We start from the raw sequence: 25,617 nt of genomic DNA on the forward strand, positions 1-25,617 counted from the left end.
TCGGACGTATCCGCCCAAGCGTTAAAGTAATGCGGATGCAAAACTTCGCCAGTGAAATTTTCCCGAGAATGCATATGTTGCGCCGCGAAACGACGCCGGAACATCGCCTCAAGGGGACGCTGCCTTGCGCGTGGCGCATTCGGTCGTGAACCCTGTCCTGATAAAGCAGTTGTGAGTGCCGTGCAGCTTTCAATCCGGTACAGGCGACCCAATTGGACCTCGTGATGCCCAGATACTTCTTCAACACCCGCATCGGCGACGAACTGATCGTGGATCCTGACGGAGAGGATTTGCGCAATCCCGATCGCGCCTGGGAGGTCGCCCGCCAGATGATCCTGGAGGTGCTGAAATCCGAGGGCACCCAGCCGGCGCTGCTGGAGGCGGTCATCGAGGTGACCGACGACGACGGGGAGATCGTGCTGGAGTTCCCGTTCACCGAAGCCCTGCTGGACATACCGGACCAGTCCGCGACACGGCATTAGAGGCCCCAAAGCCAACCGCGAGCGGGTGCTCATCTCTCCCCGGTGGGGAGAGGTCGGATTGCGCCTGGCGATGCGAAGCATCGTCCAGTGCAATCCGGGTGAGGGGCCGCAGCGTACAGTGAAACCGCAACCCCTCACCCGGATCGCATCTTCGATGCGCTCCGACCTCTCCCTACGGGAGAGGTGAACCACCTTCGCCCCTGCGAAATCCGCATGGCTTTGCCGCGTTCCCGGCGCTAAAAGACGCCGGTCACACGGAGCAAGCCATGCAAGACCTCTGGCGCCTGTCGGCCGCCGACCTCGCCACTCTCATCAAATCCAGGAAGGTGTCTGCCCGGGAAGCCGCCAAGGCCGGCCTCGACCGCCTCGACGCCGTCAATCCCAAACTCAACGCCGTGATCGACCACCGGCCCGACGACGTATTCAAGCAGGCTGACGCGGTCGACGCCGCCATTGCGCGGGGCGAGGACCCCGGCGTGCTCACCGGCGTGCCCGTCACCATCAAGGCCAATGTCGACCAGGAAGGCTTTGCCACCACCAATGGCCTCAAACTCCAGCGCGATTTGATCGCGCGCGAGGACAATCCGGTCGTCGCCAATTTCCGCAAAGCCGGCGCCATTCTCCTTGGCCGCACCAATTGCCCGGCCTTCTCCTATCGCTGGTTCACCACCAACCTGGTCCATGGCGACACCAAGAACCCGCGCGATGCGTTGCTGACGCCGGGCGGCTCGTCCGGCGGGGCCGGCTCGGCGGTCGCGGCCGGCATCGGCCATATCGCCCACGGCACCGACATTGCGGGCTCGATCCGTTATCCCGCCTATGCCTGCGGCGTGCACGGCCTGCGCCCCACGCTCGGCCGCATTCCCGCTTTCAACCCCGCGCTGCCGGAGCGTCCGATCGGGCCGCAGATCATGGCGGTTTCGGGCCCGCTGGCGCGCACCGTCAACGATTTGCGCATCTCGCTCGCAGCAATGTCGGCCCGCGATATCCGCGATCCCTGGTTCGTGCCGGTGCCGCTGGACGGCCCCGCAAAGCCCAAGCGGGCCGCGCTCTGCCTCAATCCGAACGGCCTTGCGACCAGGCCCGAGGTGCAAGCGGCGGTGAGCGATGCCGGCAAGCGCCTCGAGCGCGCCGGCTGGACCGTGGAGGTGATCGACGACACCCCGCCGATGCGCGAGGCCGTCGAGTGGCAAATCAAGCTCTGGCTCGGCGACGGCTACGAGGCGCAGCTCGAGATGGCCGAGCGCGAAGGCGATCCCGGTGCGCTGGCGTGCCTGCGCGGTAACCGCAGCAGGGTGGCGCCAATGGACCAGGCCAATTACGCCAAGGCGCTGACCCGAAGAGCCACGCTGACGCGCGATTGGATGTTGTTCTTCGAGAAATATGCGGTGCTGCTGACGCCGGTCTCCGCCGAGCTGCCGTTCCCCGATCAGCTCGATCGCAAGGACGAGGCCTCCTTCAAGCGGGTCTGGGAGGCGCAGCTGCCGCAGATCGCGATTCCCTTCATGGGCCTACCAGGCCTCGTGGTCTCCACCGGCCTCGTCGGCAAGGCGCCGGTCGGCGTGCACATCGTGTCCGGCCGCTATCGCGAGGACCTTTGTCTCCTCGCAGGCGAGGCGATCGAGGCGGGCGGCGTGCCGCCGTCGCCGATCGATCCCGTGGGTTAGCGATGTCTGTCATCTACCACTTCAAGGCCAACTCGCTTGCCGGCGAGGAGGTGCCGATGCGCCGCTTCGAGGGACAGGTGCTGCTGATCGTCAACACCGCGAGCAAATGCGGCTTCACGCCGCAATATCGCGGGCTCGAAGATCTGCACCGCGATCTGTCGCCGCGCGGCTTCTCGGTGCTCGGCTTTCCCTGCAATCAGTTCGGCGCGCAGGAGCCGGGGCAGGCGAGCGAGATCCAGGCGTTCTGCTCGACCAATTATGACGTGACCTTTCCGCTGTTCGAGAAGATCGACGTCAACGGACCGAAAGCGCATCCTCTGTATGAGTACCTGAAGCGCCAGCAATCCGGCCTGCTCGGTTCGTCCATCAAATGGAATTTCACCAAATTCCTGGTGAACCGTGCCGGCCGAGTGATCGCGCGCTACGCGCCGACCGCGCGGCCCGAGGGCCTGCGCAATCAAATCGAAACACTGTTGTGAGCGAGACAATCATGAGCGACGAATTTCCCGACCGCCTGTCGGTCGATCCGAACAGCCCCTATTACAACGCGGACATCCTGGCGCGCGATGTCGGCATCCGCTTCAAGGGTATCGAGAAGACCAATGTCGAGGAATACTGCATCAGCGAAGGCTGGGTCCGCGTCACCGCCGGCAACGCCAAGGACCGCCACGGCAACCCGCTGACCATCAAGGTGCATGGCCCGGTGGAGCCGTATTTTCGGGACAAGAAGTAATTTGAGCTGAGCGCGCGCCGCGAGGTGCGCCGTCGTGCCCGAGCTTGTCCCGGGCATCCACGTTCTTCGAGGCGGCCAAGACGTGGATGGCCGGGTCAAGCCCGGCCATGACGAGACGAGAGAGCCCGCGAGAAAGCCACCCCCATGTCCGTCCGCATCGTCGACGTCCGCGAGATCACCAAGCCGATCTCGTCCCCGATCCGCAACGCCTACATCGATTTCACCAAGATGACGACGAGCCTCGTCGCCGTCGTCACAGATGTGGTCCGCGAGGGAAAACGCGTCGTCGGCTACGGCTTCAACTCCAACGGCCGCTACGGGCAGGGCGGTCTGATCCGCGAGCGCTTTGCCGCACGCATCCTCGAAGCCGATCCGAAGTCGCTCTTGAATGCTTCCGGCGACAACCTCGACCCCGACAAGGTCTGGGGCGCGATGATGACCAACGAGAAGCCGGGCGGCCATGGCGAGCGCTCGGTCGCGGTCGGCACCATCGACATGGCGGTGTGGGATGCGGTGGCGAAGATCGCGGGCAAGCCGCTGTTTCGCCTGCTCGCCGAACGTCACGGCGTCACCGCCGATCCGCGCGTGTTTGTCTACGCCGCCGGCGGCTATTACTATCCCGGCAAGGCTCTCTCGATGCTGCGGGCTGAGATGCGCGGCTATCTCGATCGCGGCTACAGCGTCGTGAAGATGAAGATCGGCGGCGCGCCAATTGAAGAAGACCGCACCCGCATCGAGGCGGTGCTGAAGGAGATCGGCAGGGACGCGCAGCTCGCCGTCGACGCCAACGGCCGCTTCAATCTCGAGACCGGCATCGCCTACGCAAAAATGCTGCGCGACTATCCCTTGTTCTGGTACGAGGAGGCCGGCGATCCCCTCGACTACGCGCTGCAGGCCGCGCTCGCCGAATTCTATCCCGGCCCGATGGCGACAGGCGAGAATCTGTTCAGCCACCAGGACGCCCGCAACCTCATCCGCTACGGCGGCATGCGCCCCGACCGAGACTGGCTGCAATTCGACTGCGCGCTGTCCTACGGCCTGTGCGAATATCAGCGCACGCTGGACGTCCTGAAGACCTACGGCTGGTCGCCCAGCCGCTGCATCCCGCATGGCGGCCACCAGATGTCGCTCAACATCGCAGCCGGCCTCGGCCTCGGCGGCAACGAGAGCTACCCCGACCTGTTCCAGCCTTACGGCGGCTTCCCCGACGGCGTGCGCGTCGAGAACGGCCACATCACCATGCCGGATCTCCCCGGCATCGGCTTCGAGGGCAAGTCGGATCTCTACAAGGAGATGAAGGCGCTGGCGGAGTAGGGGCGCTGGTGCAGACGGCCGACCTACACGCTCCGCTGTCATGCCCCGGCTTGGCCGGGGCATCCAGTACGCCGCGGCTTCTCGGCCTGGCCGCCCCCGCCTGTGGAATACTGGATCGCCCGGTCAAGGCCGGGCGATGACACCGTGGCTGTGGCCCGGGCGCGTTGGACGTCCGCTGCCGCCTTCACCGCACCGCCATCGCCTCTGCCAGCATCATCGGCTGCCGCACCCCGTACATCAGCGTGCGCCACAGCCATTCGAGCGGGCCGTACCGGTGGTGGCGCAGCCACCATGCGCTGAACAGCACCTGCATTGCGTAGACAGCGATGCCGATGGCGAGGCTCTGGGTGATGCCGAGCCGCCCGAACAGGCCGAGGCCATAGCCGTAAAAGATCCAGCCGAAGATGACGGATTGTGCGACGTAGTTGGTGAAGGCCATGCGGCCCAGCGGCGCGGCCCAGCCGAGCAGCCGCTTGCCGCGCTCGAAATGGGCGATGCCGAGGATGGCGGCGCCATAGCCCAGCGCCAGCAGAACGGTGCCGAGCGGCTCGATACCAATATGGAGCAAGGCCGCGCCGAGACCGATCGCGGGGAGCGCGATGGCGAACAGGACGCGGGTATTTTGCACCACGCCGCTACGCCAGGCGAGCGCGCCCACAAAAAACAGCCCGACCGTACGCAAGAAGACGAATGCGTGCAGGGAGGCGATGAGGGGAATTTCGCGCAGGCGAAACGCCAGCACGTCGAGGAAGCCGCCCGTCGCGTAGATGCGATTGGCATCCATGACGTCCTGCCAGATCGCGGCCCTGCTCGGAAACAATCCGGCCGGCGGAAAGGCCTGCATGGCCAGATACAGCGCCAGAAACACCAGCGCGGCAAGCGCCAGCAGCCAGCGCGGAGCAAACAGGAACGGCAGCACGACGAACCCCGCCAGCGCATATTCGGTGAGAATATCGCCATTCCAGATCAGGCACAGGTGAACGACGCCGAACACCAGCAGCACAACGAGCCGGCGCAGCAGCAGCGCAGTCCGGTGCTCGCTGATCGCGAGCCGGTCGAATTGAATGGCAAGACCTGCGCCGAACAGCAGCGCAAACAGCGCGAATGCCTTGAGCTCGATAGCCTCTGTCAGAATCGTTTCGATGGCGCGATCGATCGGCGAGACAGGCGTCCTCGGACCCAGAAACTGCTCGAAGATCGAAACGCGAAATTCCATCACGACGTTGACCGCCATGACGCCGAACAGGGCGATGCCCCGCAGAACGTCGATGGCTTCGATTCGATCCGCGGACGGCGTCGGCTTGGAGATTGCGGCGCTATCGGAGGTCATCGCGGTCTGAATTCCATCGTAGCCGGGCGGCGAGATGCCGCCACATCCTACGTCATTGCGAGCGGGCGCATCCACAATCCCGCTGTCATACCCCGGCTTGCCGCCCGCTAAAGCTTTGGCAGCCGAGCACCCTGTTGGCCCGGCGTAGCCTTGGCGGAGATGGGACCGGGGCATCCAGTACGCCGCGGCGGATGTGGTAAGAGCGAGTTCGCTAACGCTGGCCTCTGGAATACTGGATCGCCCGGTCAAGCCGGGCGATGACACCGATGTTGTCGTTACGACAACCGCATATCCAGCAGCCGCCGCCCCTCGCCCTTCAACAGCTTCTTCACAGCGCTGGAGGCCACGACCTCGCCGTCATTGGCGTAGGCCTCGTGGTTCTTCTCGATGTCGTCGAGGCGGTAGAGATAGTTGACCATCACGCCGGCGGACTCGCGCACGCCCTTGGGCGAGAGGTCGCCGAGCCAGTTGATGCGTTCGAGCCGGGCGCCGTTGCCGAGATGGAAGCGGGCGACCGAGTCGATCAGCTTGCCCTTCGGCGTACGCGCCTTCAGGAAGTAGTGTGCCGCGAGGGGCTCGAGCAGCGCGCGTAGCAGCATCGTCGTCTCGGGGTGCTCGAACCATTTGGGGTCGTCGAGACGCTTCAGGAGGTCGCGGTCCTCGTCCGTCAGCGGCAGGTCCTTGTCCTGCTTGATCCATTGCATGAAGCCCGGCACCGGCGACAGCGTCACGAAGCTATCAAGCTTCGGCAATTCGCGGCGCAGCTCCTCCACCACCTGCTTGATCAGGAAGCTGCCGAAGGAGATGCCGCCAAGGCCGCGCTGGGTGTTGGAGATCGAATAGAACACGGCGGTACGCGCGCGCTCGATCGGCAAATGTTGACGGTCGACCGCGAGCAGCGGCGCAATCGCGCCCGGGATCGTCTCGGTCAGCGCCACCTCGACGAAGATCAGGGGCTCGTCGACCATGGCGGGATGGAAGAAGGCGTAGCAGCGGCGGTCGACTGGATCGATGCGGCGGCGCAGATCGTCCCAGTCGGAGATCTCGTGCACGGCCTCGTAACGGATGATCTTTTCGAGGATGTTGGCCGGGGTCGACCAGTCGATCCTGCGCAGCACGAGAAACCCCCTGTTGAACCACGAAGAAAGAAGATGCGAGACGTCGCGGTCGAGCGCGGCGAGATCGGTGTGTCCGTTCATCATGCCGAGCAGGTCGGCGCGCATGGCGACGAGATCGCCGGTGCCGCCCGGCGCGCGGTTGAGCCGGCGGATCAGCTCCTGCCGTCGCGGCTCGGAGGCGAAGTGCAGGCTGCTTGCGTCCTCGTCGCTGGGCTTGGCCCGCCATTTCTCGATCGCCTTGGACAGGCGTTCGCGGTCCGGGCCGAAATCGCGCACCAGCCCTTCGAAGAAGGCGCGGCGTCCCGCCGCATCCAGCTCCCGGTAGATGTCGAGCACCTCACGCGCCATGGCGGTGCCGGACGCTTCGCCCCGGCCCGACAGCAGCGCGCCGCAGAGCGCGATCAGTCCGTCGGCGTCCTGCTTGGTATCGGCGGAGTCCCCCCGGCGCAGCAGCGTGCGGCCGCGCTCGGAAATGGTGGCGAGCAGGTCGGAGAAGAAGGCGTTGGCCATCTGGGCTTTCGATTCAGGTTTGTGCGATGCGGAAGCTTACACGGGATTTAGGCCGAAGCCGATCACAATCAAGCGCAAGAATGTGGCATCCGCATCATGCTTTTTTGGAAAACTCCGTCGGCGTCCGTCCCGTCACCTGACGGAACGCGGCCGAAAACGCGGGCACGCTGGCATAACCGAGCTGGGTCGCGAGCTGTTTCACCGACACATTGGCATCCGTCGATATCAGCTGGATCGCCGCCGCAATCCTCGCGCGCTGGCACCAGCTCTTGAAGCTCAATTGCGTCTCGCTCGAGAACAGCCGCGACAGCGTGCGGGCGGAGGTTCCGACCTCGCGCGCCAGCGTGTCGACGTCATGTAGTCCCGTGGGATCGTCGAGCACGATCAGAGCGGCGCGGCGGCAGCGCGGCTCCTGCGGCAGCGGCACGAAGGTCGCGGAATCCTCGGCCTGATGCAATTCCAGCATGACGAGGCGCACCAGCAGCTCGGTGCGCTCCTCGGTGTTGCGCGCGTCGAACAGCGCGAGGATCGCTTGATTGAGCAGCGGCGACACCCGCACCACGAATTCCCTGGTCAGGCCCTCATAGCGCTTCTCGCGCTTCAGCCACGACAGGTCGAAATACAGCGTGCGCATCTCGATGTCGGCGAGCAGGTCGATGGCGTGCTCGAGTCCGGCCGGCACCCACACGGCGCGGTCCGGCGGCACCAGCCAGCGTCCCCCGGGCGTCGTCACCTGCATCGTGCCTTTGGCGGCATAGATCAGCTGCGATTCGCGGTGCAGGTGCGGATCGATCCGCATGCCTCTCGGGTAATCGCGCGCGACCAGGTGCACGCCCGCGGTCGAGCGGTGGCTACCCCGGACCTCCCGAAGGATTGGCGTTTCGACGACAGTCATTGGCAGCATCCCGTCATTCGCCCGACATATAACTCATTTCGGAGCGGGAGAGGATTCGGGAAATGAACAGCCCCAGCCGGGTCATCAGTTTCGTCAACGCAGGCCATTTCATCGACCATTATGCGATGCTGATCTTCGCCGCCGCGGTGATCATCATGGGCCCGGCGCTCGGCATGGCCTATTCGGAACTGCTGCCGTACGCGACACCTGGCTTCGTGGCGTTCGGCGCCGGCTCACTGCTCACCGGCTGGCTCGGGGACCGCTGGAGCCGCCGCCACATGATGCTGATCTTCTTCGTCGGCATCGGCGCTTCCATGATCTCGGTCGGCTTCGTGCAGACGCAGGCTGAGCTCGGCGCCGCGCTGCTCGCGATCGGCATCTTCGCCTCGATCTACCACCCCGTCGGCACCGCGATGATCGTGTCCTATGCCGACCGGCTCGGCCGCGAGATGGGAATCAACGGCGTCTGGGGCAATCTCGGCGTTGCCTCGTCCGCCCTCGTCACCGGCGTGATCGGCCAATTTCTCGGCTGGCGTTTTGCCTTCATCATTCCGGGCCTGGTCACCATCCTGATCGGCATCGCCTTTGCGATGCTGGTCGTGCACGAGGACCGCAAGGGCTCCAGGCAGGCCGCGGCGCAGGCGCGCGTCGCCAAGCAGGACATGTGGCGCGTCGTGCTGTCGCTGCTGATCGTGGTGATCGCGATTTCGACCACCTTCAATGCGGTCACGGTGGCACTGCCAAAACTGTTCGCGGAGCGGCTTGCGGATCTGACCAAGAGCCCGGCGCTGTTAGGGGTGATCGCCGCCTGCGTCTACGTGTTCGGCGCGATGACGCAGTACACGATCGGCCGCCTGCTCGACCGCTACTCGCTGAAGGCCGTGGCGCTTCCGCTGTCCTTCATGCTGGCGCCGTTTTTGTATCTTGCCGCAAGCCTGAACAATCTGCCGCTGATCGTGGTGTCGATCGGCATCGTCATGGGCGCGTTCGGGCAGGTCACGGTGAACGATGCCATGGTCGGCAAGTACACCAGCGAGCAATGGCGCTCGCGCGCCTATGCCGTGCGCTATTTCATCGGCTTCACCGCAGCCGGCGCCTCGGTGGGGCTGGTTGCCTGGCTCTACGAGCAGGGTGGCTTCGTCACCATGCTGCACGCCTTCGCCGGCCTCTGCCTGCTCGCGATTGCGGCGGCGATCATCCTGCCGCGCGAAATCCGGTCGCCGCAGGCGGCGTGAGGGGGCGTGTCGTGTCCCGGACAAGCTGCAACGCATGAGCGTTGCAGCGCAGAGCCGGGACCCAGAGGCTACGAATTCCGTTCTCGCGTGAGCCCCCGGCTCTGCCGCGCACCGCCAAATGTGGCGCTGCGCTGCGTCCGGGGCACGAGCGGGACGTAAGGCGGCTCACTCTCGCGCATCATTCCGAGCGCAGCGAAGCAATCCAGAATCTTTCCGCGGAGGGACTCTGGATTGCTTCGCTTCGCTCGCAATGACGGACAAGGCCGCAAACGACGGCACATCACGCACACCACCCACGATGCCATTATGCCCGTGTGTTGCCCGACGGCGCAAGTCATTTTCGGTAATACAGAAATTTCCTCAGCCTTTTCGATCCAATCTCTACTGTGCATGGGGTTGTTTTCGCACTTTTTGTTTTCGCCCCTTGAAATCCCGCCGGGGAACCCGCTCCACCTCCCGCGGGTTCTGTCCCTATGGCCCCGGCACCTTGCCGGGACAGCGAACGGGGGAAGACACCTGCATGCAGTGGAGCCTGCTCCGACCGGTCGGCCTTGTCCCTGCGGCGCTTGTCCTCACCACCATTGCGGCCGGTGCCGAGGGCGGCAAATCGGCCGGCCCCTCGGAATTCCTGCTGGTGGCGCAGATCGTGCTGCTGATCGCGGTGGGGCGCGGTCTCGGCGAGATCATGCAGCGCATCGGCCAGCCTTCGGTGATGGGCGAACTGCTCGCCGGCATCATCCTCGGTCCGTCGCTGTTCGGCTGGGTCTGGCCCGAGGCGCAAGCCGCGATCTTCCCCAAGACGCCCGAGCAGAAGGCGATGATCGACGGCATCGCCCAGTTCGGCATCCTGCTGCTGCTGTTGCTGACCGGCATGGAGACCGACCTCAAGCTGGTCAGGAGGGTCGGCAAGGCCGCCATCGCGATCTCGATCGCCGGCATCCTCGTGCCCTTCGCCTTCGGCTTTGCGCTCGGCGAATTCCTGCCTGACGCACTGCTGCCCAATCCGCAAGCGCGCCTTGTCGCCTCGCTGTTCATGGGCACGGCGCTGTCGATCTCCTCGGTGAAGATCGTCGCCGTGGTCGTGCGCGAGATGAATTTCATGCGCCGCAATGTCGGCCAGATCATCGTCGCGACCGCCGTCATCGACGACACCATCGGCTGGATCATCATCGCGGTGATTTTCAGCCTGGCGTCGCAAGGCACGCTGGACGTCGCCTCGGTGGCGAAGGCCGTGCTGGGCACGCTCGCCTTCCTCGCGGTCAGCTTCACCATCGGCCGCCGGCTGGTGTTCCAGCTGATCCGCTGGGCCAACGACAATCTCGTCAGCACCGCGGCGGTGATCACCGTCATCCTGCTGCTGATGGGCACGATGGCGCTGATTACGCATGCGATCGGCGTGCACACCGTGCTCGGCGCCTTCGTCGCCGGCATCCTGGTCGGGGAGTCCCCGATCCTGACCCGGCAGATCGACGAACGCCTGCGCAGCCTGATCTCGAGCGTCTTCATGCCGGTGTTCTTCGGCCTTGCGGGCCTTGCCGCCGATCTCTCCGTGCTGCGCGACCCCAACCTGCTGATGCTCACCGGCCTCCTGGTCGTGATCGCCAGCGTGGGCAAGTTCGGCGGCGCCTTTGTCGGCGGCACCGTCGGCGGGCTGAACACGCGGGAGTCGCTGGCGCTCGCCAGCGGCATGAACGCGCGCGGCTCGACCGAGGTCATCATTGCCACCATCGGCCTCTCCATCGGCGTGCTCAGCCAGAACCTGTTCACGATGATCGTAACTATGGCGATCGTCACGACGATGGCGATGCCGCCGATGCTGCGCGCGGCGCTCGCGAAGCTGCCGATGAACAAGGAGGAGAGGGAGCGCCTTGAGCGGGAGGAATTCGAGAAGCGCGGCTTCATCGCCAATCTCGAACGTCCCTTGCTCGCCGTGGACGAAAGCGTCAACGCCACCTTCGCCGCCCACATCGCAGGCCTGATCGCCGGCATGCGCGGCCTGCCGATCACCGTGCTGCATATCGGCAAGCGGGCCGGTGAGCGGGAGAAGGTCCGCGGCGAGGCGGAGAGCCACGAGGCCGTGGTGAAGAAAGCTGCCGAAACCGTCTCCGCCAATGGCGACGGCGATGCCGGCAGCGTCGACGTCGTCACGCGGGCGCGACGCGAGGAGCTCGGTGAGACCATCGCGAATGAAGCGCGCAAGGGCTTCGATCTCCTCGTCGTCGGTGTCGACAGGGTCGGCGCCACGAAAGACCGCTTCGACCGCAAGATCGAGGACATCGCCGCAAAATTCGACGGACCGCTCGCGATCGTCGCAGCCAAGGGCAAACATCTGAAGCAGCCGATGCCCGAGCAGCTCAACATCCTCGTTCCGGTTTCCGGCAGCAGCATCGCCAAGCGCGGCGCCGAGGTCGCGGTGGCGCTGACGCAGGCCGGATCGGGCTCGCTCCGCGTGATCTATGTGGCGACGACGCGCGACAAGGGCGCCCAGCGCGGGGCCTCCCGCGGGCTCAGCCAAGAAACCGGCATCCTCAAGGACACCAGCGATCTCGCCGCCCGCTACGAGGTCGACATCACCACCACGCTGCGCGTCAATCGCGCGCCGGAGGCGGCGATCCTGCGCGAGATCGACACCACCGATGTCGATCTCGTCGTCATGGGCGTCGACCGCATCCAGGCCGACCATCTCTCCTTCGGCGGCGTCGCCGATGCGGTGCTGCGGCAGTCCAAAGTCTCGGTGCTGCTGGTCTCGAGCGGCGAGGCCCGGCAGGCCCCGGCGGAGAAGGCTTGAAGTGAGCGACTTGCGGCTGCGGCCGCACTGCGTCACCTCTCCCCAGCGGGGAGAGGTCGGATTGCGCAGCAATCCGGGCGAGGGGGCCCAGCATCCGGTGAGACTGTAACCCCTCACCCGGAACGCATCTTCGACGCGCTCCGACCTCTGCCTTCGGGAGAGGTGACCCGAAGCAGCGCGCCTAGGACTTCACCTCCGCCGCCGCCTGCGCCTTTGGCATCTTCTTCGCGCGCCAGTTCTCGAAGCGCTGCACCACCACGAAGAACGCCGGCACGAACAGCACCGCAAGGCAGGTCGAGGCCAGCATGCCGGAGAATACGGTGATGCCGATCGACTTGCGCGCGCTGGCGCCGGCGCCGGTCGCGATCACCAGCGGCACGACGCCGAGGATGAAGGCGAACGAGGTCATCAGGATCGGGCGGAAGCGGGCACGCGCCGCCTCGATCGCCGACTCCAGGATCGGCTTGCCGTCGCGGCCGTGTAGCTCGAGCCCGACCTCGACGATCAGGATGGCGTTCTTGGCCGACAGCGCGATCAGCAGGATCAGGCCGATCTGGCAATAGAGGTTGTTGTCGATCTTCAGCCCAGAGAGGATCAGCATCGGTCCGAGCAGCGACAGCGGCACCGCCAGGATCACCGAGATCGGCGCGTACCAGCTCTCATACTGACCGGCGAGCACGAGATAGACCAGCAGCATGGCAAGCCCGAACACCCAGTAGATCTGGTTCGAGACCGCCTTCTCCTGGTACGACATCGCGGTCCATTCATAGCCGGTGCCCGGCGGCAGCGTCTTGTCCGCGATCTCCTCCATCAGCTTCAGTGACTGGCCGGAGGAATAGCCCTGCGCCGGCAGGCCGATCACGGTGGACGACGGATAGAGATTGTAGAGGCTGATCAGCGAGGGACCGGTGGCCGGCGTGATCTTGGCGACGGTGCCGATCGGGATCATGTCGCCGTTGGAGTTGCGCACCTGCATGTTGGCGATGTCGCGCTCGGTGACGCGGAAGGCGGGATCGGCTTGCGTGTAGACCTGGAACACGCGGCCGAACTTGTTGAACTGGTTGACATAGGACGAGCCGAGATAGGTCGATAGCGCCGAAAACACCTGATCGGTGGTGACATGCAGGGTCTGGGTCTTGACGCGATCGATCTCGACGTTGAACTGCGGCACCGAGGAGCGGAATGAGGACTGCACGCGCTGAAGCGCGCTCTGGCTCTGCCCGTTCGAGACCATCGCGCCGGTGATGGCCTGAAGCTTGGCGAAATCGCTGTTGCCGTCGCGCAGCTCGACCTGCATCGAGAAGCCGGCGGCGTTGCCGATGCCCTGGATCGGCGGCGGTGGCAGCACCAGCGTGCGCGCCTCCATGATGGTCGCGAGCTTGTCGTTGAGCCCATAGACCAGCGAACGCAGATCCTCGCCCTTGCCGCGCGAATCCCAGTCCTTCAGGATGATGTAGGCAACGCCGGCATTGGCCAAGCTGGCGCTATTGTCGAGCGCGGAGATGCCGGCGATGGTGATGACCTGCTGGACGCCGGGCGTGTCCTTGATGACGTCGGCGGCCTTGTCGAGCACCTTCTGGGTCCGCTCTAGCGCGGCGCCGTCGGGCAGTTGCACGGCGGCAATCAGATAGCCCTGGTCCTCGATCGGCAGGAAGCCGGTCGGCACCCGCGACAGGCCGTAGCCGCTGAGCCCGATCACGACCAGCGCGAATGCGACCGCGACGGTGGCATGTTTCACCAGGAACGTGATCAGCCGCGTGTAGCCGCGTTCGACGCGGTTATAGACGTTGTTGAAGCCGCGGTAGAAGAAATTGCGCTGCTCCGGCGGAACCGCCGGCCGCAGCCAGAGCGCGCATTGCGTCGGCTTCAGCGTCGCTGCGTTGATGGCGGAGAGCAACGCGGTCGCGGCGATCACCAGCGCGAATTGCGAATAGATGCGGCCCGTAAGGCCGGCGAGGAACGAGGCCGGCAGGAACACCGAGATCAGCACCAGCGTGATGCCGACGATCGGCGCGAACAGCTGGTCCATCGCCTTGATCGCGGCATCGTGGCCGTTCATGCCCTGCTCGATATTGTGGGCGGCGCCTTCGACCACGACGATGGCATCGTCGACGACGATGCCGATCGCGAGCACGATCGCGAACAGCGTCGACATGTTGATGGTGAAGCCGAGCGCCGCCATCGCGGCAAAGGCGCCAATGATGGTGACAGGCACGGTGGTCGCCGGCACCAGCATCGCGCGCCAGTCCTGCAGGAACACCAGGATCACGACCAGCACCAGGAGGCCGGCCTCGATCAGCGTCATGTAGACCTCGTGCACCGAGGCCTGCACGAATTTCGTGGTGTCGAATGGCGTGTCGTACTTCATGCCTTGCGGGAAGGCTTTTGCGAGTTCCGCCATCTTCTTTTCGACGGCCTGCTCGACCTGGAGCGCGTTGGCGCCGGGCGACTGGAACACACCGATGCCGACGGCGGGCTGCTTGTTCAGCGAGAAGATCTGGCTGTAGGTCTGTGCACCGAGTTCGACCCAGCCGACGTCGCGCACCCGCGTGACGTCGCCGCTGGTGCCTGATTTGACGATGATATTCTCGAACTGGGCGGCGTCGTCGAGCCGGCCGTTGACGTTGAGCGTGTACTGGAATGCCTGTCCCGGCGGCGTCGGCGGCGCGCCGACCTGGCCGGCGGAGACCTGCTGGCTCTGCTGCTGGATCGCCTGGATGACGTCCTGCGGCACGAGGCCTCGCACCTGGAGCTTGTTCGGATCGAGCCAGACCCGCATCGAATACTGGCCGGCGCCGAACACCGTGACGTTGCCGACGCCGGGCAGGCGCGAGAGCTCGTCGCGGATGTTGATGGTGGCGTAGTTGCTCAAATAGAGGCTGTCGAAGGTCTTGTCCGGCGAGGTCAGCGTCACGAACAGCAGGATCGAGGTCGACCGCTTCTGTACGGTGACACCCTGGTTCTGCACCGCCTGCGGCAGTTGCGACAGCGCGCTGGAGACGCGGTTCTGCACCAGCACCTGCGCGAAGTTGAGGTCGGTCCCGATCTTGAAGGTCACGGTCAGGGTGTAGGTGCCGTCGGAGCCGCTGTAGGACTGCATGTAGAGCATGTCCTCGACGCCGTTGACCTGCTGTTCGATCGGCAGCGCGACCGTGTCGATCACGGTCCTGGCGCTGGCGCCGGGATAGCGCGTCGTCACCTGCACCGTCGGCGGCACCACATCGGGATATTGCGCGATCGCGAGGTTGAACAGCGCAACACCGCCGATCAGGATCATCAGGAGCGCGATCACGTTCGAGAGGACCGGCCGCTCGATGAAGAACTTTGAGATCATGGCCGGCGGCTCCTACTTGGCCGAGGTCTGCGGCTGGTCGATCTTCGTCAGTTGTGGATCGATCTTCTGGCCCGGGATCACGCGCAGCAGTCCCGCGATCACCACGCGGTCGTCGGGCTTCAGGCCATTCTCGATCACGCGCAGGCCGTTGTCGATTGGGCCGATCTGCACCTTGCGCTGCTCCACGACGTTATCGCCGTTGACGACGAGGAGATAGCGGCCGCCCTGGTCGCTGCCGAGCGCGGTGTCAGGGACGAGGAGGGCGTCCTTCTCCTGAGTGAACGGCACGCGGACGCGGACGAAATAACCGGGCAGCAGCAGCCGTTTGTCATTGGGGACGAGGCCGCGCACCGCGAGCGTTCCGGTCGACTGGTTGAGCGTGGGCGCGACGTAGTCGAGGTGGCCTTCATGCGGATAGCCTGTCTCGGTCTGGAGGCCCAGCTGGATTGGAAACTGCTTGAGGTCGGCAGATGTCAACCCGCGCCGCTGCGCCTCGGCCCGAATCCGCAACACGTCCTGCTCGCTGACGGTGAAGTTCACATAGATCGGATCCATCGCGACGATGGTCGCAAGCTGGGTCGGGGAGGAGACGCCGACGAGCTCGCCGACCGAGACGATGTGCGCGCTGACGATGCCGTCGAACGGCGCGCTCACCTTGGTGTAGCCGTAGTTGACCTCGGCAATTCGGGTGTTGGCCTGGGCCTGCTGGAGATTGGCCTGGGCGTTGTCGCGATTGGACGTCGAGGTGTCGAGGGTGGCCTGCGAGACTGCCTGGCGCTGCACCAGCTCGGCCTGCCGCTTGTAGTCGGCTTCGGCCTGCCGCAGCGAGGCCTGCGCGCCGGCCTCGGCCGCCTCCGCCTGCTCGAGCTTCAGCTTGTAGGTCTCGGGCTCGATCGTGAACAGCTGGGTGCCCTGCTTGACGAAAGTGCCGTCCTGATAGTCCTGCGATTGCAGGAAGCCTTGCACGCGCGCGACGAGATCGACGCTCTTGATCGGCGCGGTGTTGCCGGTGGCTTCGACATAGCGCGTCACCGGACGCTGCACGGGCGTGGCCACATCCACCTTGGGCGGCGGCGGCGCGACGAAGCTGTTCTTGTCCTCGCAGCCGGCGAGCGCGACCACGGCCACTGTTGCGGCCAAAGCCCGTCCGAGATGTCTCCGCGCTTCGTTGCGTCGCGCGGAAGAAGCGGGATTCGCTGCGGTCATTCGGTGGTCCCCGATGATTGTCTGTCGGTGCGGCAGGCTAGCAACAATCGCGTGGCCGTGGAACACCATAGCCATGGCAGTTGCCGGCCTTGCATCGCGAGTGGCGGCGTGGCCTTTGACAGATTTGTCGTGACAAACCGCTTTTCACCGGGCGTATGATCGACCAGAATTGTGTCAAAGCCTGCGTGACCGAGACCTGGCGGCCGGAAGAAGAAAAGGTGAGGAGAACATGACATGCCGACCTTGCTCCGATCGGCCCTTCCCGGCCTCGCTGTCGCTGCGGCGGTTGCCATGCCCGCGCTAGCCGATGGCCTGAAGGACGAGATCGCGCCGACGGGCAAGCTGCGGGTCGCGATCGCGATCAGCCCGGCGGGTGGTGCGTTCTGGTCGACCAAGACGCAATCCGGCTATGCCGGCGTGCCGGTCGATCTCGGCAAGGAGATGGCCGCGCAGCTCGGCGTGGCAGTGGAATATGTCGTGCACCACAATTCCGGGCAGATCACCGACGCGGCGGGCAAGGGCACATGGGATGTCACCTGGCTGCCGAGGGATCCCGAGCGCGAGACCAGGATGATGTTCGGACCTATCTACGAGGTCGCGGATGCCACCTACATCGTCAAGGCCGGATCGAGCGTCACCAATTTCGCCACGCTCGACCAGCCCGGCATCAAGGTCGCGGCCGTCAACGCCACCACCACCATGCGCGGCGCCGTCGCGCATCTGAAGAACGCTGAGGTCACCGGCTATCAGACCTATGATGAAATCTTCGCACTTCTGAAGAGCGGCGAGATCGACGCCTTCGCGCTGTCGCGCGACCAGCTCAACAAGATGGCGCAGAAGATTCCGGGCACGAAGGTGCTGGATGAGACCTTCAAGAAGACGGTGACCGCCGTCGCCGTTCCGCTCGGCCACCAACGGGCTTTGACCTTTGTCATACAATTCATGAACGAGGCCGTGGCGAACGGCACTCTGCGCAAAGCCTATGATAACAACGGGCTGAACGACGTGCCGATCCGCACCGAATAGGCCGGCTACATTGGATTTCGACTGGGCGCACATGCTTGGACGCTGGATTACAATTGCTACATTCTTGCTGGTGTTGATGATGCAAAGCGCCCAGGCACAACCCCTGACGGTTGATCCGGAGTCCGTCGTTCCGTTGCCGCCGCGGTTCGATATGGAGCCGCCAGCTTCCGACGTGCCGCCTGAGATCGCTCGCTTCCAGGGCGCGTGGATCGGGACGTGCCAAGACGACCGACACATCCTCGTGGTCGAGCGCGTCCAGGCTGATGGGCATGTCAACCTCGTCTTCGCCCGGTCGGACTCGGCCTTCAACGGCATGAATCGCGAATGGTGGCGGGACCAGGCGAGGGTCGTCGACGGCGTGCTCACCATGACCGGATTTCGCATCTTCCGATATGCCTTCGATGGTCCAGACCGGTTGTACATGACGGCGACGCTGAAGAATGGCGTTGTCACGTCCGGAGCACTGGTCCGCGCCGATCCGGCGCGTCTGGCCGCAGGCGACCGGCCGGCTGACTGGCCGTGGCCCGGTGAGCGCGTGCGAATTCCGCACCTCACGGTTCGAGCTCCCAACGGCGCTCGGCCGATCACGCTCGAGGGCACTTTCTATCCGTCTTCACGGCAGGGGCCGGCTCCCCTCGCGATCTTCACCCACGGCTCCGATATAGGCCGCAATCAGCTCAGATCTTGGTCTTTCTCGACAGAGGCGCATTGGCTATGCGACAACGGATTTGCGGTGCTGGCGCTGATGCGCCGTGGACGTGGCAGCTCCGAGGGGATCAACGGTGAGGAAACCTTTGGACGCGATCACGATGGCAGCTTGATCGACGTCTCGGCCGGTGTCGCCGAGGCCGTCGAGGATCTCGACTCCGCAATCGCCTTTGGCCGCACGCTGCCGGAAGTCAAGCAGGGCAAGGTGCTGCTCGCCGGTCAGTCGCGCGGCGGCTTCCTCGCCATGCACTATGCCGGCCTTAAGCCCGACGAGGTGATGGGAGTGGTGAATTTCAACGGCGGCTGGTACCCGTACGGGCCGGTGACCACGTCGTATTATGCGAATGCCGGCCGCGGCGCGGCCGATAAGGTCAAGCAGCTCTGGCTCTATGCCGACAATGACCGCCTCTATAAGGAAGAGCTGATCCGCGAATATCACCAGGCGTTCGCAGCCGCCGGTGGCAACGCGCGCTTCGAGCTGCTGCACGGTGTTCCCAGCGACGGCCATTTGCTGCGGCTCTATCCCGAACGCTGGCGTGCAGTCGCCGACCAGTACCTCACCACGCTCGACCGATAGCATCGGCCGCGGTGAACGCCATCCTCGCGGTCTGCTGCGAGGTCCCGTGCGACGTCAACGATCGGCGGATCGATCGCCACTGAACACGGGCGCGGCGCAGGCGGGCTTGTAAGAAAACGTTGCCTGCACAACTGCGCAAAGTGTCTCGTGCGTCAAACTGACACAGCTCTGTCATTCGCGCTGTTTAGAATATTTCTGATCGTAAACATCCTCATTTCCGGGGCGGCAAAAACATGAAATCGAGACTATTGACGACGGCTGCGATTTTCGCGGCCGCGAGCGCGCTCGCGTGCACTCTTCCCGTCCTCGCGGACGATTTCGGCCGGGACCGCGATCACGGACATGATCAAGGTGATCATGACAACGATCGCGATCATCATCGTCACGCCCACGACATCCACACCGAGACGCCGATCAAGCATCTCGTCGTGATCTTCAACGAGAACCGCTCGTTCGATCATTACTTCGCGACCTATCCGAATGCCGGCAATCCCTCGGGCTCGATTCCCTTCGTGCCGAAACCGCATACGCCGAAGGTCAACAATCTCGCCAACGCCAATTTGTTGGTGAACAACCCGAACAACAATCCGGCCAACGGCGCCGGCGCGGCCGATCCGTTCCGTCTCGACCGCACCCAGGCCAACACCGCTTCGCAGAACCACGCATACACCGCGGAGCAGCAGGCCTATGACAACGGCAAGGCTGATCTGTTCCCGAAATATACGGGGCGCGGCACACCGGGCGGTGCCGGCGCGTTCGGCACCACCGGTCAGGTCATGGGCTATTTCGACGGCAACACTGTCACCGCGCTCTGGAATTACTCGCAGAACTTTTCGATGAACGACAACGCCTACACCGACACCTATGGTCCGTCGACGGTCGGCGCACTGAACGTGATTTCGGGCCAGACCAATGGCGCGGTGGCGGTGCTCGGCAATGCAGCAACGCAAATCATCCCCGATGGCCAGGGTGGCCTCACGGTGATCGGCGACCCCGGTCCAGCCTATGATCCTTGCAGCACCCCGGGCTATACGACGCAGGTCACGATGACCGGCAAGAACATTGGCGATCTGCTCAACGATGCCGGCGTCAGCTGGGGCTCGTTCATGGGCGGCTTCGATCTGTCCGTGACCAACGCGAACGGCACGACCGGCTGTGCACGAAGCACATTCTCGACCGTGGTCGGCGCCACCAAGGCGGACTACGTTCCGCATCACGCCTGGTTCCAGTACTACAAGTCGACCGCCAATCCGAGCCATGCGCGGCCGAGCTCGGTCGATGCGATCGGCCACACCTACCAGAAGGACGCCAAGACCCTCGATCCCGCCAATCACGGCTACGATCTCGAGGATTTCTATGCCGCGGTGAAGGCAGGCAATTTCCCCGCGGTGTCCTACGTCAAGCTGCCGGCCTATCAGGATGGCCACGCCGGCTATTCTGATCCTCTCGACGAGCAGCAGGGAACGGTCGAGCTGATCAACTTCCTCCAAAAGCAGCCCGAGTGGCGCGAGACGGCCGTCATCATCACCTACGACGACTCCGACGGCTGGTACGATCACGCTTACGCCACGCCGATCAGCGCCTCCTACGATCCGACCGCCGATCAGCTCAACGGCTCGGGCCAGTGCGGTCTCGGCGCTGCCAAGCAGCCTCAGCTGAACGGCGTCGGCGGCAAGCCGGTGAACGGCCGTTGCGGTCCCGCCACCCGTGTGCCCTTCATCGTGATCTCGCCCTACGCCAAGACCAACTTCGTCAGCCACACCGCCATCTCGCAGGCTTCGGTGGTGCGGTTCATCGAAGACAACTGGCTGAAGGGCAAGCGTCTCGGCGGCGGCTCGTTCGATGCCACCACCGGCTCGATCATGGACCTGTTCGACTTCGAGCACGATCACAGCCACGACCTCCGGACCGATGCGCTGTTCCTCGATCCCGCCTCCGGCACGGTGATCACCAGCCCGCCGGACGAGCATCACCACCACTAGTCCAACGGGACGTCATTTATGCACAGCCGCACTTTGTGGCTCCTCGGCGCCGGCCTGCTCTCGCTGGCCGGCGCTGTCTTTGCGGTCGGGACGCAGGGACTGGCCGGGGCGAGCCCGTCGGGCGTCAATCCGAACCCGGTTCATCTCTATCGCCCGCCGGTCGCGCCGCTCTCGGCGATGGCGCAGCTCGGCAAGGAGATTTTCTACGACGCATCGCTGTCGTCCTCCGGGGCGCTGTCCTGCGCGTCCTGCCACAGCCCGGATCACGCCTATGGGCCGCCCAATGACGGGCCGGTGATGCTCGGCGGCGCCACGCTGTCGCGGCAGGGCGCGCGCGCCGTTCCGTCGCTGACCTATCTGGAGCGGCAGCCGAATTTCAGCATCGGCCCCGACAAGGGCGACGATGACAATATGATCGACCTCGCGCAGATGGCCGCGCTCGGACAGCAGGCTGCGCGCGCAACAAAGACCGCAGGCGGCAGCGGTGCGGCGGCGAACATCGTGCCGCAGGGCGGCCTGTTCTGGGACGGCCGCGCCGACACGCTGCAGGACCAGGCGCTGTTTCCGCTGCTCGATCCCAACGAGATGGACGGCGGCAGCGCCGAGATCGTCGCGGACAAGCTGCGCCGCGCCCCCTATGTCCAGCGCTTTGTCGAACTGTTCGGCGCTGGCGTGCTTCGTAATCAGCGGCTGCTGATCGCGGAGGCTATGTTCGCTGTCGCGCGCTATCAAGTCGAGGAGCCGAGCTTCCATCCCTACACCAGCAAGTACGACTACTGGCTCGAAGGCAAGGCGCGCCTGTCCGAGAGCGAGCTGCGCGGCCTGCAAGTATTCAACGACCCTGGCAAGGCCAATTGCGCAGGATGCCACACTTCGGCGCCGACCCGCGACGGCCTGCCGCCGTTGTTCACGGATCATCAATACGAGGCGCTCGGCGCGCCGCGCAATGCCGCGCTCGTCAGCAACCGCGACCCCGATTATTTCGATCTCGGCGTCTGTGGCCCACAGCGCACCGACGTGGCCGAGCAGACGCAATATTGCGGCATGTTCCTCACGCCGACGCTGCGCAACACGGCAACACGCCATGCCTTCTTCCACAACGGCGTGTTCAGCACCCTTCAGCAGGTGATGGACTTCTACAATTTCCGCGACACCAATCCGGAAAAGGTGTTTCCACGCGCCGCCGACGGCACGGTGCTGAAGTACGACGACCTGCCGCAAAAATATCACGCCAATGTCGATGTCACCGATCCGCCCTTCGACCGCCACCCCAGCGACAAGCCGGCGATGACGGAGCAGGACAAGGCCGACATCATCGCGTTCCTGAAGACTCTGACGGACGGTTACAAGGTGGAGAACTAGCTCGGATGTGACGGAAGCTCAAAGCGTCGCGCCTGTCGTCGCTTGATCTCCGAATATTTCGCCATCGCCCGCTCGAACTTGCGGTTGAACAACCACATTGCAGCGAGGATCTCGCGGAAGCTGGCGGATGTGCGCGCCCGGTCGGCCTGTCCGAACGCAAAAATGCTGTTGTTGCGCAGGTGCTTCATGATCGTCGGACTGGACACCCGGTAGTTCAGGAGATCGCCCGATTTGAGCGCCGACCTGGTCGGGGTGGGAATGATCTGGATCAGCTCGAACAGCTTCATCTGGTCGATCGGGTCGGGCAGCGTCTTCACGATTCCCGGGATGTCCCGGAACAGATCCGCATGCGCATTCATCAGGCCGTCGCGCACATTGGTCCAGTGATTGAAGCGGTGATCGGTGCCGCGGGCGCGGGCCTCTTCCTGGTCGTCGCGCGCGTTCAGCTCCGGATTGGTGGCGGCGATCTCGGGCTTGATCGCCTCCCATTTCCTGCGGCCGTTGCGGTCTTCCGAGGGACCGGTCTGGAAGCTGCCCATATAGGTGTTCGAGCGCCCGTTCCGGACGTTCTGCTTGCCGTTGGTCTCCGCAAAGAAGAGCCCGAGGCTGATACGCCCTGCGGCTTCCGCATGGTCAGGTGCAAGCCCCTTGGCGCGCGCAATCGCAACCGCGAGATCGACGACGTCCTTGAACGGCGTCGGCGAGTTCTGCGCGTCCGCCGGCGGCGCCTCCATGACGTCGAACAGTTTTCCGTACTCGTCGATCAGCGGCTCGATGTCGGCGTCGAAATAAGCCGGCGGTATCCCGAACTTGTTGGGCCTTCCGATCCGCGACGGCACGGCGTCGGTGAGATCCTTGTAGGTACTGATCACGGCGACGCGTGCGAGATACAGCGCCTGGCCCGGCAGGTTCGGCAGCGGCTGCTTTGCCTCGATCTGCTTGCGACGTTCGGCGAGGATGGACTTGAAGTCGCCGAGCGCGCGTTCGTAGGCCGCAACCGCCTCCGACTGCTTCGCCGTGAGCGTTTGCGCATCGCTCGCGGCTGATGCCGCCGCGATCAGCCCAAGCGCGGCAATGGCTGCGATGGCGTGACGTCGTGCGCGCATCCAGTTCCCCAACGAATCGTCCCGCTGGGATCGTAGCTTAATCCTTGCCCTCCGGGCTGCTGACGAAATCCTCCGGCCTCGATTTCGAGGAGATCTTGACCGCACCGGACGCGCATTGCCGACTCTGGCACCCAGCCGCCATGTGATTGAGCCGTTAACGTTTCGTGTCCGTCGCAGACTCGGCCCGCCTAAGCGCTGCGCAGATATTGTATCCGCCAAGGCGCATGTTGCGACATCTAGCCGTGAACAGCTGCGTACAACGCGTGACGGCTGATTCGGACGTGATTCGTTCGGGCCGCGTTCCGTTCGTTAAGGCGGAGCGCGGCTCCGTTGCGTTTTGAGACAGGTTGGCCCGTCAGGCTACGCCGCTATGCTTCAGGCGCGGCAGGCGCCAGCCGATGACGGTTGCCTCGACCGCGATGCCGGCCTCGTGGTTCTGCCACCGTCCCTCGACATAGCGGCAGGCGAACGGAAGTTGATACGTTCCGCTATGGTCTTCGCACAAAACTTCGACCGGCAGGCCAGGTGGTGGTTCGCCGGCGCCATCGAATTCCGCCAGACGTCTGTCGCGCGTTGCCATTCTAAAAATCTCCCCTAATCAAAGCCGCGGAAAGCGCCCACTTCTCCCGCGCGCGGATCATCGTTCCCCGTCCGAGGGAACAGGCCCAAGCTCAACGCGAGAATGCGGTACGAGTGTGGTAGCCTCCACCCGCTGCGCGCAAACAGCGCACATTGCCGTGATCGATTGACAAGGAACCTCTCATGCTGCTTCGAAGCGCCGGCATTTGTTTCGCGATGTTGCTGCTCGCCGGGCTGGTGATGGCGCCGGTCCGCGCGCAGGACATGCCCGGGATCGAGATCTGCACGGTCGAGAAGACCATGGAGCGGCGCACCAGCTGCCTGCAGAGCAACGTCGACTTTCTCCAGACGACGATCACCAAGCTCAACCTCGATCATCAGCAGAAGCTGGATGCCGCGGCCCGCCAGATCGACGCGTTGAAGACGACGGTGGCTGGATTGCAGAAGACGCTCGGCGATCTTCAGGCCGCGCAGGCGGAGATCGCGGAGGATCTGAAGAAGAAGCAGGATGCGCCGCCGCCAAAGGACGCGCAGAAATAAGCGCGGCGATCACGCCACGCGATAGCGCTCCATCACGCCGCGATCGGGTTCATAGCCGAGCCCGGGTCCGGTCGGCACCGCGACATGGCCGGCGGCATCGACATCGGCGCGGCCGCTCCAGAGGCAGGCCTCGCGCTTGAGATAGAACATCTCGACCAGCCCGTCGTCGCGGGTCGCCAGCAGATGCAGCGTTGCCAGCAGGCCCGGACCGAAATAGGGGGAATGCGGGACGATCTTGACGCCGGACTGATCGGCCAGCGCGGCGACCTTCAAAAATTCCGTGATGCCGCCGAGCTTGGTCACCGACGGCTGGGCATGGCTCACCGCGCCCGCATTCATCATTTGGCGGAATTGATATTCGGTGCAGGCGTTCTCGCCGGCGGCGATTCCGAGCCCGCCCTTGCGGCGGACGTCGGCGAGCGTGGCAAAGTCCTCGGGCGGCCAGACCGGCTCCTCCAGGAACATCGGCTGCGCGTCCGCGCATGCCCTCGCGAACGCGATCGCCTGCTCGCCAGTGAGCGGGCAGTTCATGTCGACCATCAGCGGAATGCCGGGTCCGATCGCCTCGCGCGCGGCGAACACCGCAGGCAGCGTGGTCTCGTGCAGCTTGATCGCGCCATAGCCAAGTGCAAGCGCCTTCCTGCATTCGCCCGCGATGTTCTCGGGCGAGCCGATCCGCAGCAGGCTCGCATAAGCGGGAATGTGCGCGCGTTTCGTCTCGCCCAGCAGGCGGTGCACCGGCAAGCCCTGGACCTTCGCAGCCAGATCCCACAATGCGATATCGAGACCCGAGATCGCGAACATGGTGATGCCGTAGCGGCCGAACAGGTGCAGATTGCGCTGGATCTGCTCCATCGCCGCAGGAATGCCGGCGGCGTCGGGCACCTTCAGTCCGCGCGCCTGCGGCGCGATCATTTCCTCGACCGCGCTGCGCGTGGTGCGCGGGCAGACATAGGCGAAGGCATCGCCCCAGCCGGTCAACCCCGCGTCAGTCGTGACCTCGACCAGCACCATGTCGAGCGCGGAGATGGCGGAGGCGCCCTGGCGGAAGCTGGCGACACCGGCGTCATAGGGGATGCGGATATGGTGCGCCCGCACATCGGTGATTTCCATGACGCGGTTCCT

The 25,617-nt window shown here is 64.6% G+C and carries 20 protein-coding genes; 12 read left to right on the top strand and 8 right to left on the bottom strand.

From position 1 onward, the window contains the following. Positions 1-224: 224 nt before the first annotated feature. The 5 genes from JJB99_RS09970 to tarD all read left to right on the top strand — a co-directional run bounded on the left by JJB99_RS09970 (position 225) and on the right by tarD (position 4,196). A complete protein-coding gene (locus JJB99_RS09970) occupies positions 225-482 on the top strand; it encodes a DUF6894 family protein (RefSeq protein ID WP_200498597.1) in 258 nt (85 codons plus the stop codon). Positions 483-748: 266 nt separating this feature from the next. Then, positions 749-2,149: an amidase family protein gene (locus tag JJB99_RS09975; RefSeq protein ID WP_200498598.1), complete on the top strand. Its 1,401-nt coding sequence runs from the start codon at positions 749-751 to the stop codon at positions 2,147-2,149. Between the two features lie 2 nt (positions 2,150-2,151). Then, positions 2,152-2,628 (top strand): glutathione peroxidase, encoded by a 477-nt coding sequence (locus tag JJB99_RS09980; RefSeq protein ID WP_200498599.1) that lies wholly within the window; start codon positions 2,152-2,154, stop codon positions 2,626-2,628. Positions 2,629-2,639: 11 nt separating this feature from the next. Then, on the top strand, positions 2,640-2,882 hold the full coding sequence (locus tag JJB99_RS09985; RefSeq protein WP_029674077.1) for a DUF3297 family protein: 243 nt from the start codon (positions 2,640-2,642) through the stop codon (positions 2,880-2,882). Between the two features lie 144 nt (positions 2,883-3,026). Then, positions 3,027-4,196: a D(-)-tartrate dehydratase gene (gene tarD / locus JJB99_RS09990; RefSeq protein ID WP_200498600.1), complete on the top strand. Its 1,170-nt coding sequence runs from the start codon at positions 3,027-3,029 to the stop codon at positions 4,194-4,196. A gap of 184 nt (positions 4,197-4,380) precedes the next feature. On the opposite strand, the gene JJB99_RS09995 is transcribed toward tarD, so the two are convergent. From JJB99_RS09995 to JJB99_RS10005, 3 genes are all read right to left on the bottom strand, one after another. Next, positions 4,381-5,526, bottom strand: a complete 1,146-nt coding sequence (locus JJB99_RS09995; protein WP_200498601.1) for a DUF418 domain-containing protein — start codon at positions 5,524-5,526, stop codon at positions 4,381-4,383. A gap of 275 nt (positions 5,527-5,801) precedes the next feature. Next, positions 5,802-7,154 carry a malonyl-CoA decarboxylase gene (locus JJB99_RS10000; RefSeq protein ID WP_200498602.1) on the bottom strand — a complete coding sequence of 451 codons (1,353 nt, stop codon included), beginning with the start codon at positions 7,152-7,154 and terminating at the stop codon, positions 5,802-5,804. Positions 7,155-7,248: 94 nt separating this feature from the next. Beyond that, complete coding sequence (locus JJB99_RS10005; RefSeq protein WP_200498603.1) at positions 7,249-8,049, bottom strand: AraC family transcriptional regulator; 801 nt, start codon at positions 8,047-8,049, stop codon at positions 7,249-7,251. 62 nt (positions 8,050-8,111) lie between these two features. Between JJB99_RS10005 and JJB99_RS10010 the strand changes: the two genes are divergently transcribed. Continuing rightward, positions 8,112-9,284: an MFS transporter gene (locus tag JJB99_RS10010; RefSeq protein ID WP_200498604.1), complete on the top strand. Its 1,173-nt coding sequence runs from the start codon at positions 8,112-8,114 to the stop codon at positions 9,282-9,284. A 520-nt stretch (positions 9,285-9,804) separates the two neighbouring features. Beyond that, positions 9,805-12,072 carry a cation:proton antiporter domain-containing protein gene (locus JJB99_RS10015; protein WP_200498605.1) on the top strand — a complete coding sequence of 756 codons (2,268 nt, stop codon included), beginning with the start codon at positions 9,805-9,807 and terminating at the stop codon, positions 12,070-12,072. Positions 12,073-12,253: 181 nt separating this feature from the next. On the opposite strand, the gene JJB99_RS10020 is transcribed toward JJB99_RS10015, so the two are convergent. Both JJB99_RS10020 and JJB99_RS10025 read right to left on the bottom strand, forming a co-directional pair. Further along, on the bottom strand, positions 12,254-15,406 hold the full coding sequence (locus tag JJB99_RS10020; protein WP_200498606.1) for an efflux RND transporter permease subunit: 3,153 nt from the start codon (positions 15,404-15,406) through the stop codon (positions 12,254-12,256). A 12-nt stretch (positions 15,407-15,418) separates the two neighbouring features. Beyond that, positions 15,419-16,612: an efflux RND transporter periplasmic adaptor subunit gene (locus tag JJB99_RS10025; protein ID WP_200498607.1), complete on the bottom strand. Its 1,194-nt coding sequence runs from the start codon at positions 16,610-16,612 to the stop codon at positions 15,419-15,421. 234 nt (positions 16,613-16,846) lie between these two features. Here JJB99_RS10025 and JJB99_RS10030 point away from each other — a divergent pair, with 234 nt between their 5' ends. The 4 genes from JJB99_RS10030 (at position 16,847) to JJB99_RS10045 (ending at position 22,267) form a co-directional block, all read left to right on the top strand. Next, a complete protein-coding gene (locus JJB99_RS10030) occupies positions 16,847-17,638 on the top strand; it encodes an ABC transporter substrate-binding protein (protein WP_200498608.1) in 792 nt (263 codons plus the stop codon). Positions 17,639-17,717: 79 nt separating this feature from the next. Then, on the top strand, positions 17,718-18,923 hold the full coding sequence (locus JJB99_RS10035) for an alpha/beta hydrolase family protein (RefSeq protein ID WP_246775193.1): 1,206 nt from the start codon (positions 17,718-17,720) through the stop codon (positions 18,921-18,923). A gap of 233 nt (positions 18,924-19,156) precedes the next feature. Beyond that, positions 19,157-20,905 carry a phospholipase C gene (locus tag JJB99_RS10040; protein WP_200498609.1) on the top strand — a complete coding sequence of 583 codons (1,749 nt, stop codon included), beginning with the start codon at positions 19,157-19,159 and terminating at the stop codon, positions 20,903-20,905. 18 nt (positions 20,906-20,923) lie between these two features. Then, the gene (locus tag JJB99_RS10045; protein WP_200498610.1) at positions 20,924-22,267 is read left to right on the top strand and encodes a cytochrome-c peroxidase; all 1,344 of its coding nucleotides are present in this window, start codon (positions 20,924-20,926) and stop codon (positions 22,265-22,267) included. Here the strand turns inward: JJB99_RS10045 and JJB99_RS10050 are convergent. Then, entirely contained in the window at positions 22,264-23,373 is a 1,110-nt protein-coding gene (locus tag JJB99_RS10050) for a hypothetical protein (protein ID WP_200498611.1), read from the bottom strand. The genes JJB99_RS10045 and JJB99_RS10050 overlap by 4 nt on opposite strands. 355 nt (positions 23,374-23,728) lie before the next feature. Next, the gene (locus tag JJB99_RS10055) at positions 23,729-23,953 is read right to left on the bottom strand and encodes a hypothetical protein (RefSeq protein WP_027547310.1); all 225 of its coding nucleotides are present in this window, start codon (positions 23,951-23,953) and stop codon (positions 23,729-23,731) included. 182 nt (positions 23,954-24,135) lie between these two features. Between JJB99_RS10055 and JJB99_RS10060 the strand changes: the two genes are divergently transcribed. After that, positions 24,136-24,492: a hypothetical protein gene (locus tag JJB99_RS10060; RefSeq protein ID WP_200498612.1), complete on the top strand. Its 357-nt coding sequence runs from the start codon at positions 24,136-24,138 to the stop codon at positions 24,490-24,492. A gap of 9 nt (positions 24,493-24,501) precedes the next feature. Here the strand turns inward: JJB99_RS10060 and JJB99_RS10065 are convergent, their stop codons facing one another. Beyond that, positions 24,502-25,605 (bottom strand): mandelate racemase/muconate lactonizing enzyme family protein, encoded by a 1,104-nt coding sequence (locus tag JJB99_RS10065; protein ID WP_200498613.1) that lies wholly within the window; start codon positions 25,603-25,605, stop codon positions 24,502-24,504. Between the last annotated feature and the right edge of the window lie 12 nt (positions 25,606-25,617).

Source organism: Bradyrhizobium diazoefficiens (genome assembly GCF_016616235.1).
Lineage (GTDB): Bacteria > Pseudomonadota > Alphaproteobacteria > Rhizobiales > Xanthobacteraceae > Bradyrhizobium > Bradyrhizobium diazoefficiens_H.

Coding starts and splice junctions, on each gene's coding strand:
- JJB99_RS09970 (WP_200498597.1), top strand. CDS start 225: ATGCCCAGATACTTCTTCAACACCCGCATCGGCGACGAACTGATCGTG.
- JJB99_RS09975 (WP_200498598.1), top strand. CDS start 749: ATGCAAGACCTCTGGCGCCTGTCGGCCGCCGACCTCGCCACTCTCATC.
- JJB99_RS09980 (WP_200498599.1), top strand. CDS start 2,152: ATGTCTGTCATCTACCACTTCAAGGCCAACTCGCTTGCCGGCGAGGAG.
- JJB99_RS09985 (WP_029674077.1), top strand. CDS start 2,640: ATGAGCGACGAATTTCCCGACCGCCTGTCGGTCGATCCGAACAGCCCC.
- tarD (WP_200498600.1), top strand. CDS start 3,027: ATGTCCGTCCGCATCGTCGACGTCCGCGAGATCACCAAGCCGATCTCG.
- JJB99_RS09995 (WP_200498601.1), bottom strand. CDS start 5,526: ATGACCTCCGATAGCGCCGCAATCTCCAAGCCGACGCCGTCCGCGGAT.
- JJB99_RS10000 (WP_200498602.1), bottom strand. CDS start 7,154: ATGGCCAACGCCTTCTTCTCCGACCTGCTCGCCACCATTTCCGAGCGC.
- JJB99_RS10005 (WP_200498603.1), bottom strand. CDS start 8,049: ATGACTGTCGTCGAAACGCCAATCCTTCGGGAGGTCCGGGGTAGCCAC.
- JJB99_RS10010 (WP_200498604.1), top strand. CDS start 8,112: ATGAACAGCCCCAGCCGGGTCATCAGTTTCGTCAACGCAGGCCATTTC.
- JJB99_RS10015 (WP_200498605.1), top strand. CDS start 9,805: ATGCAGTGGAGCCTGCTCCGACCGGTCGGCCTTGTCCCTGCGGCGCTT.
- JJB99_RS10020 (WP_200498606.1), bottom strand. CDS start 15,406: ATGATCTCAAAGTTCTTCATCGAGCGGCCGGTCCTCTCGAACGTGATC.
- JJB99_RS10025 (WP_200498607.1), bottom strand. CDS start 16,612: ATGACCGCAGCGAATCCCGCTTCTTCCGCGCGACGCAACGAAGCGCGG.
- JJB99_RS10030 (WP_200498608.1), top strand. CDS start 16,847: ATGCCGACCTTGCTCCGATCGGCCCTTCCCGGCCTCGCTGTCGCTGCG.
- JJB99_RS10035 (WP_246775193.1), top strand. CDS start 17,718: ATGCAAAGCGCCCAGGCACAACCCCTGACGGTTGATCCGGAGTCCGTC.
- JJB99_RS10040 (WP_200498609.1), top strand. CDS start 19,157: ATGAAATCGAGACTATTGACGACGGCTGCGATTTTCGCGGCCGCGAGC.
- JJB99_RS10045 (WP_200498610.1), top strand. CDS start 20,924: ATGCACAGCCGCACTTTGTGGCTCCTCGGCGCCGGCCTGCTCTCGCTG.
- JJB99_RS10050 (WP_200498611.1), bottom strand. CDS start 23,373: ATGCGCGCACGACGTCACGCCATCGCAGCCATTGCCGCGCTTGGGCTG.
- JJB99_RS10055 (WP_027547310.1), bottom strand. CDS start 23,953: ATGGCAACGCGCGACAGACGTCTGGCGGAATTCGATGGCGCCGGCGAA.
- JJB99_RS10060 (WP_200498612.1), top strand. CDS start 24,136: ATGCTGCTTCGAAGCGCCGGCATTTGTTTCGCGATGTTGCTGCTCGCC.
- JJB99_RS10065 (WP_200498613.1), bottom strand. CDS start 25,605: ATGGAAATCACCGATGTGCGGGCGCACCATATCCGCATCCCCTATGAC.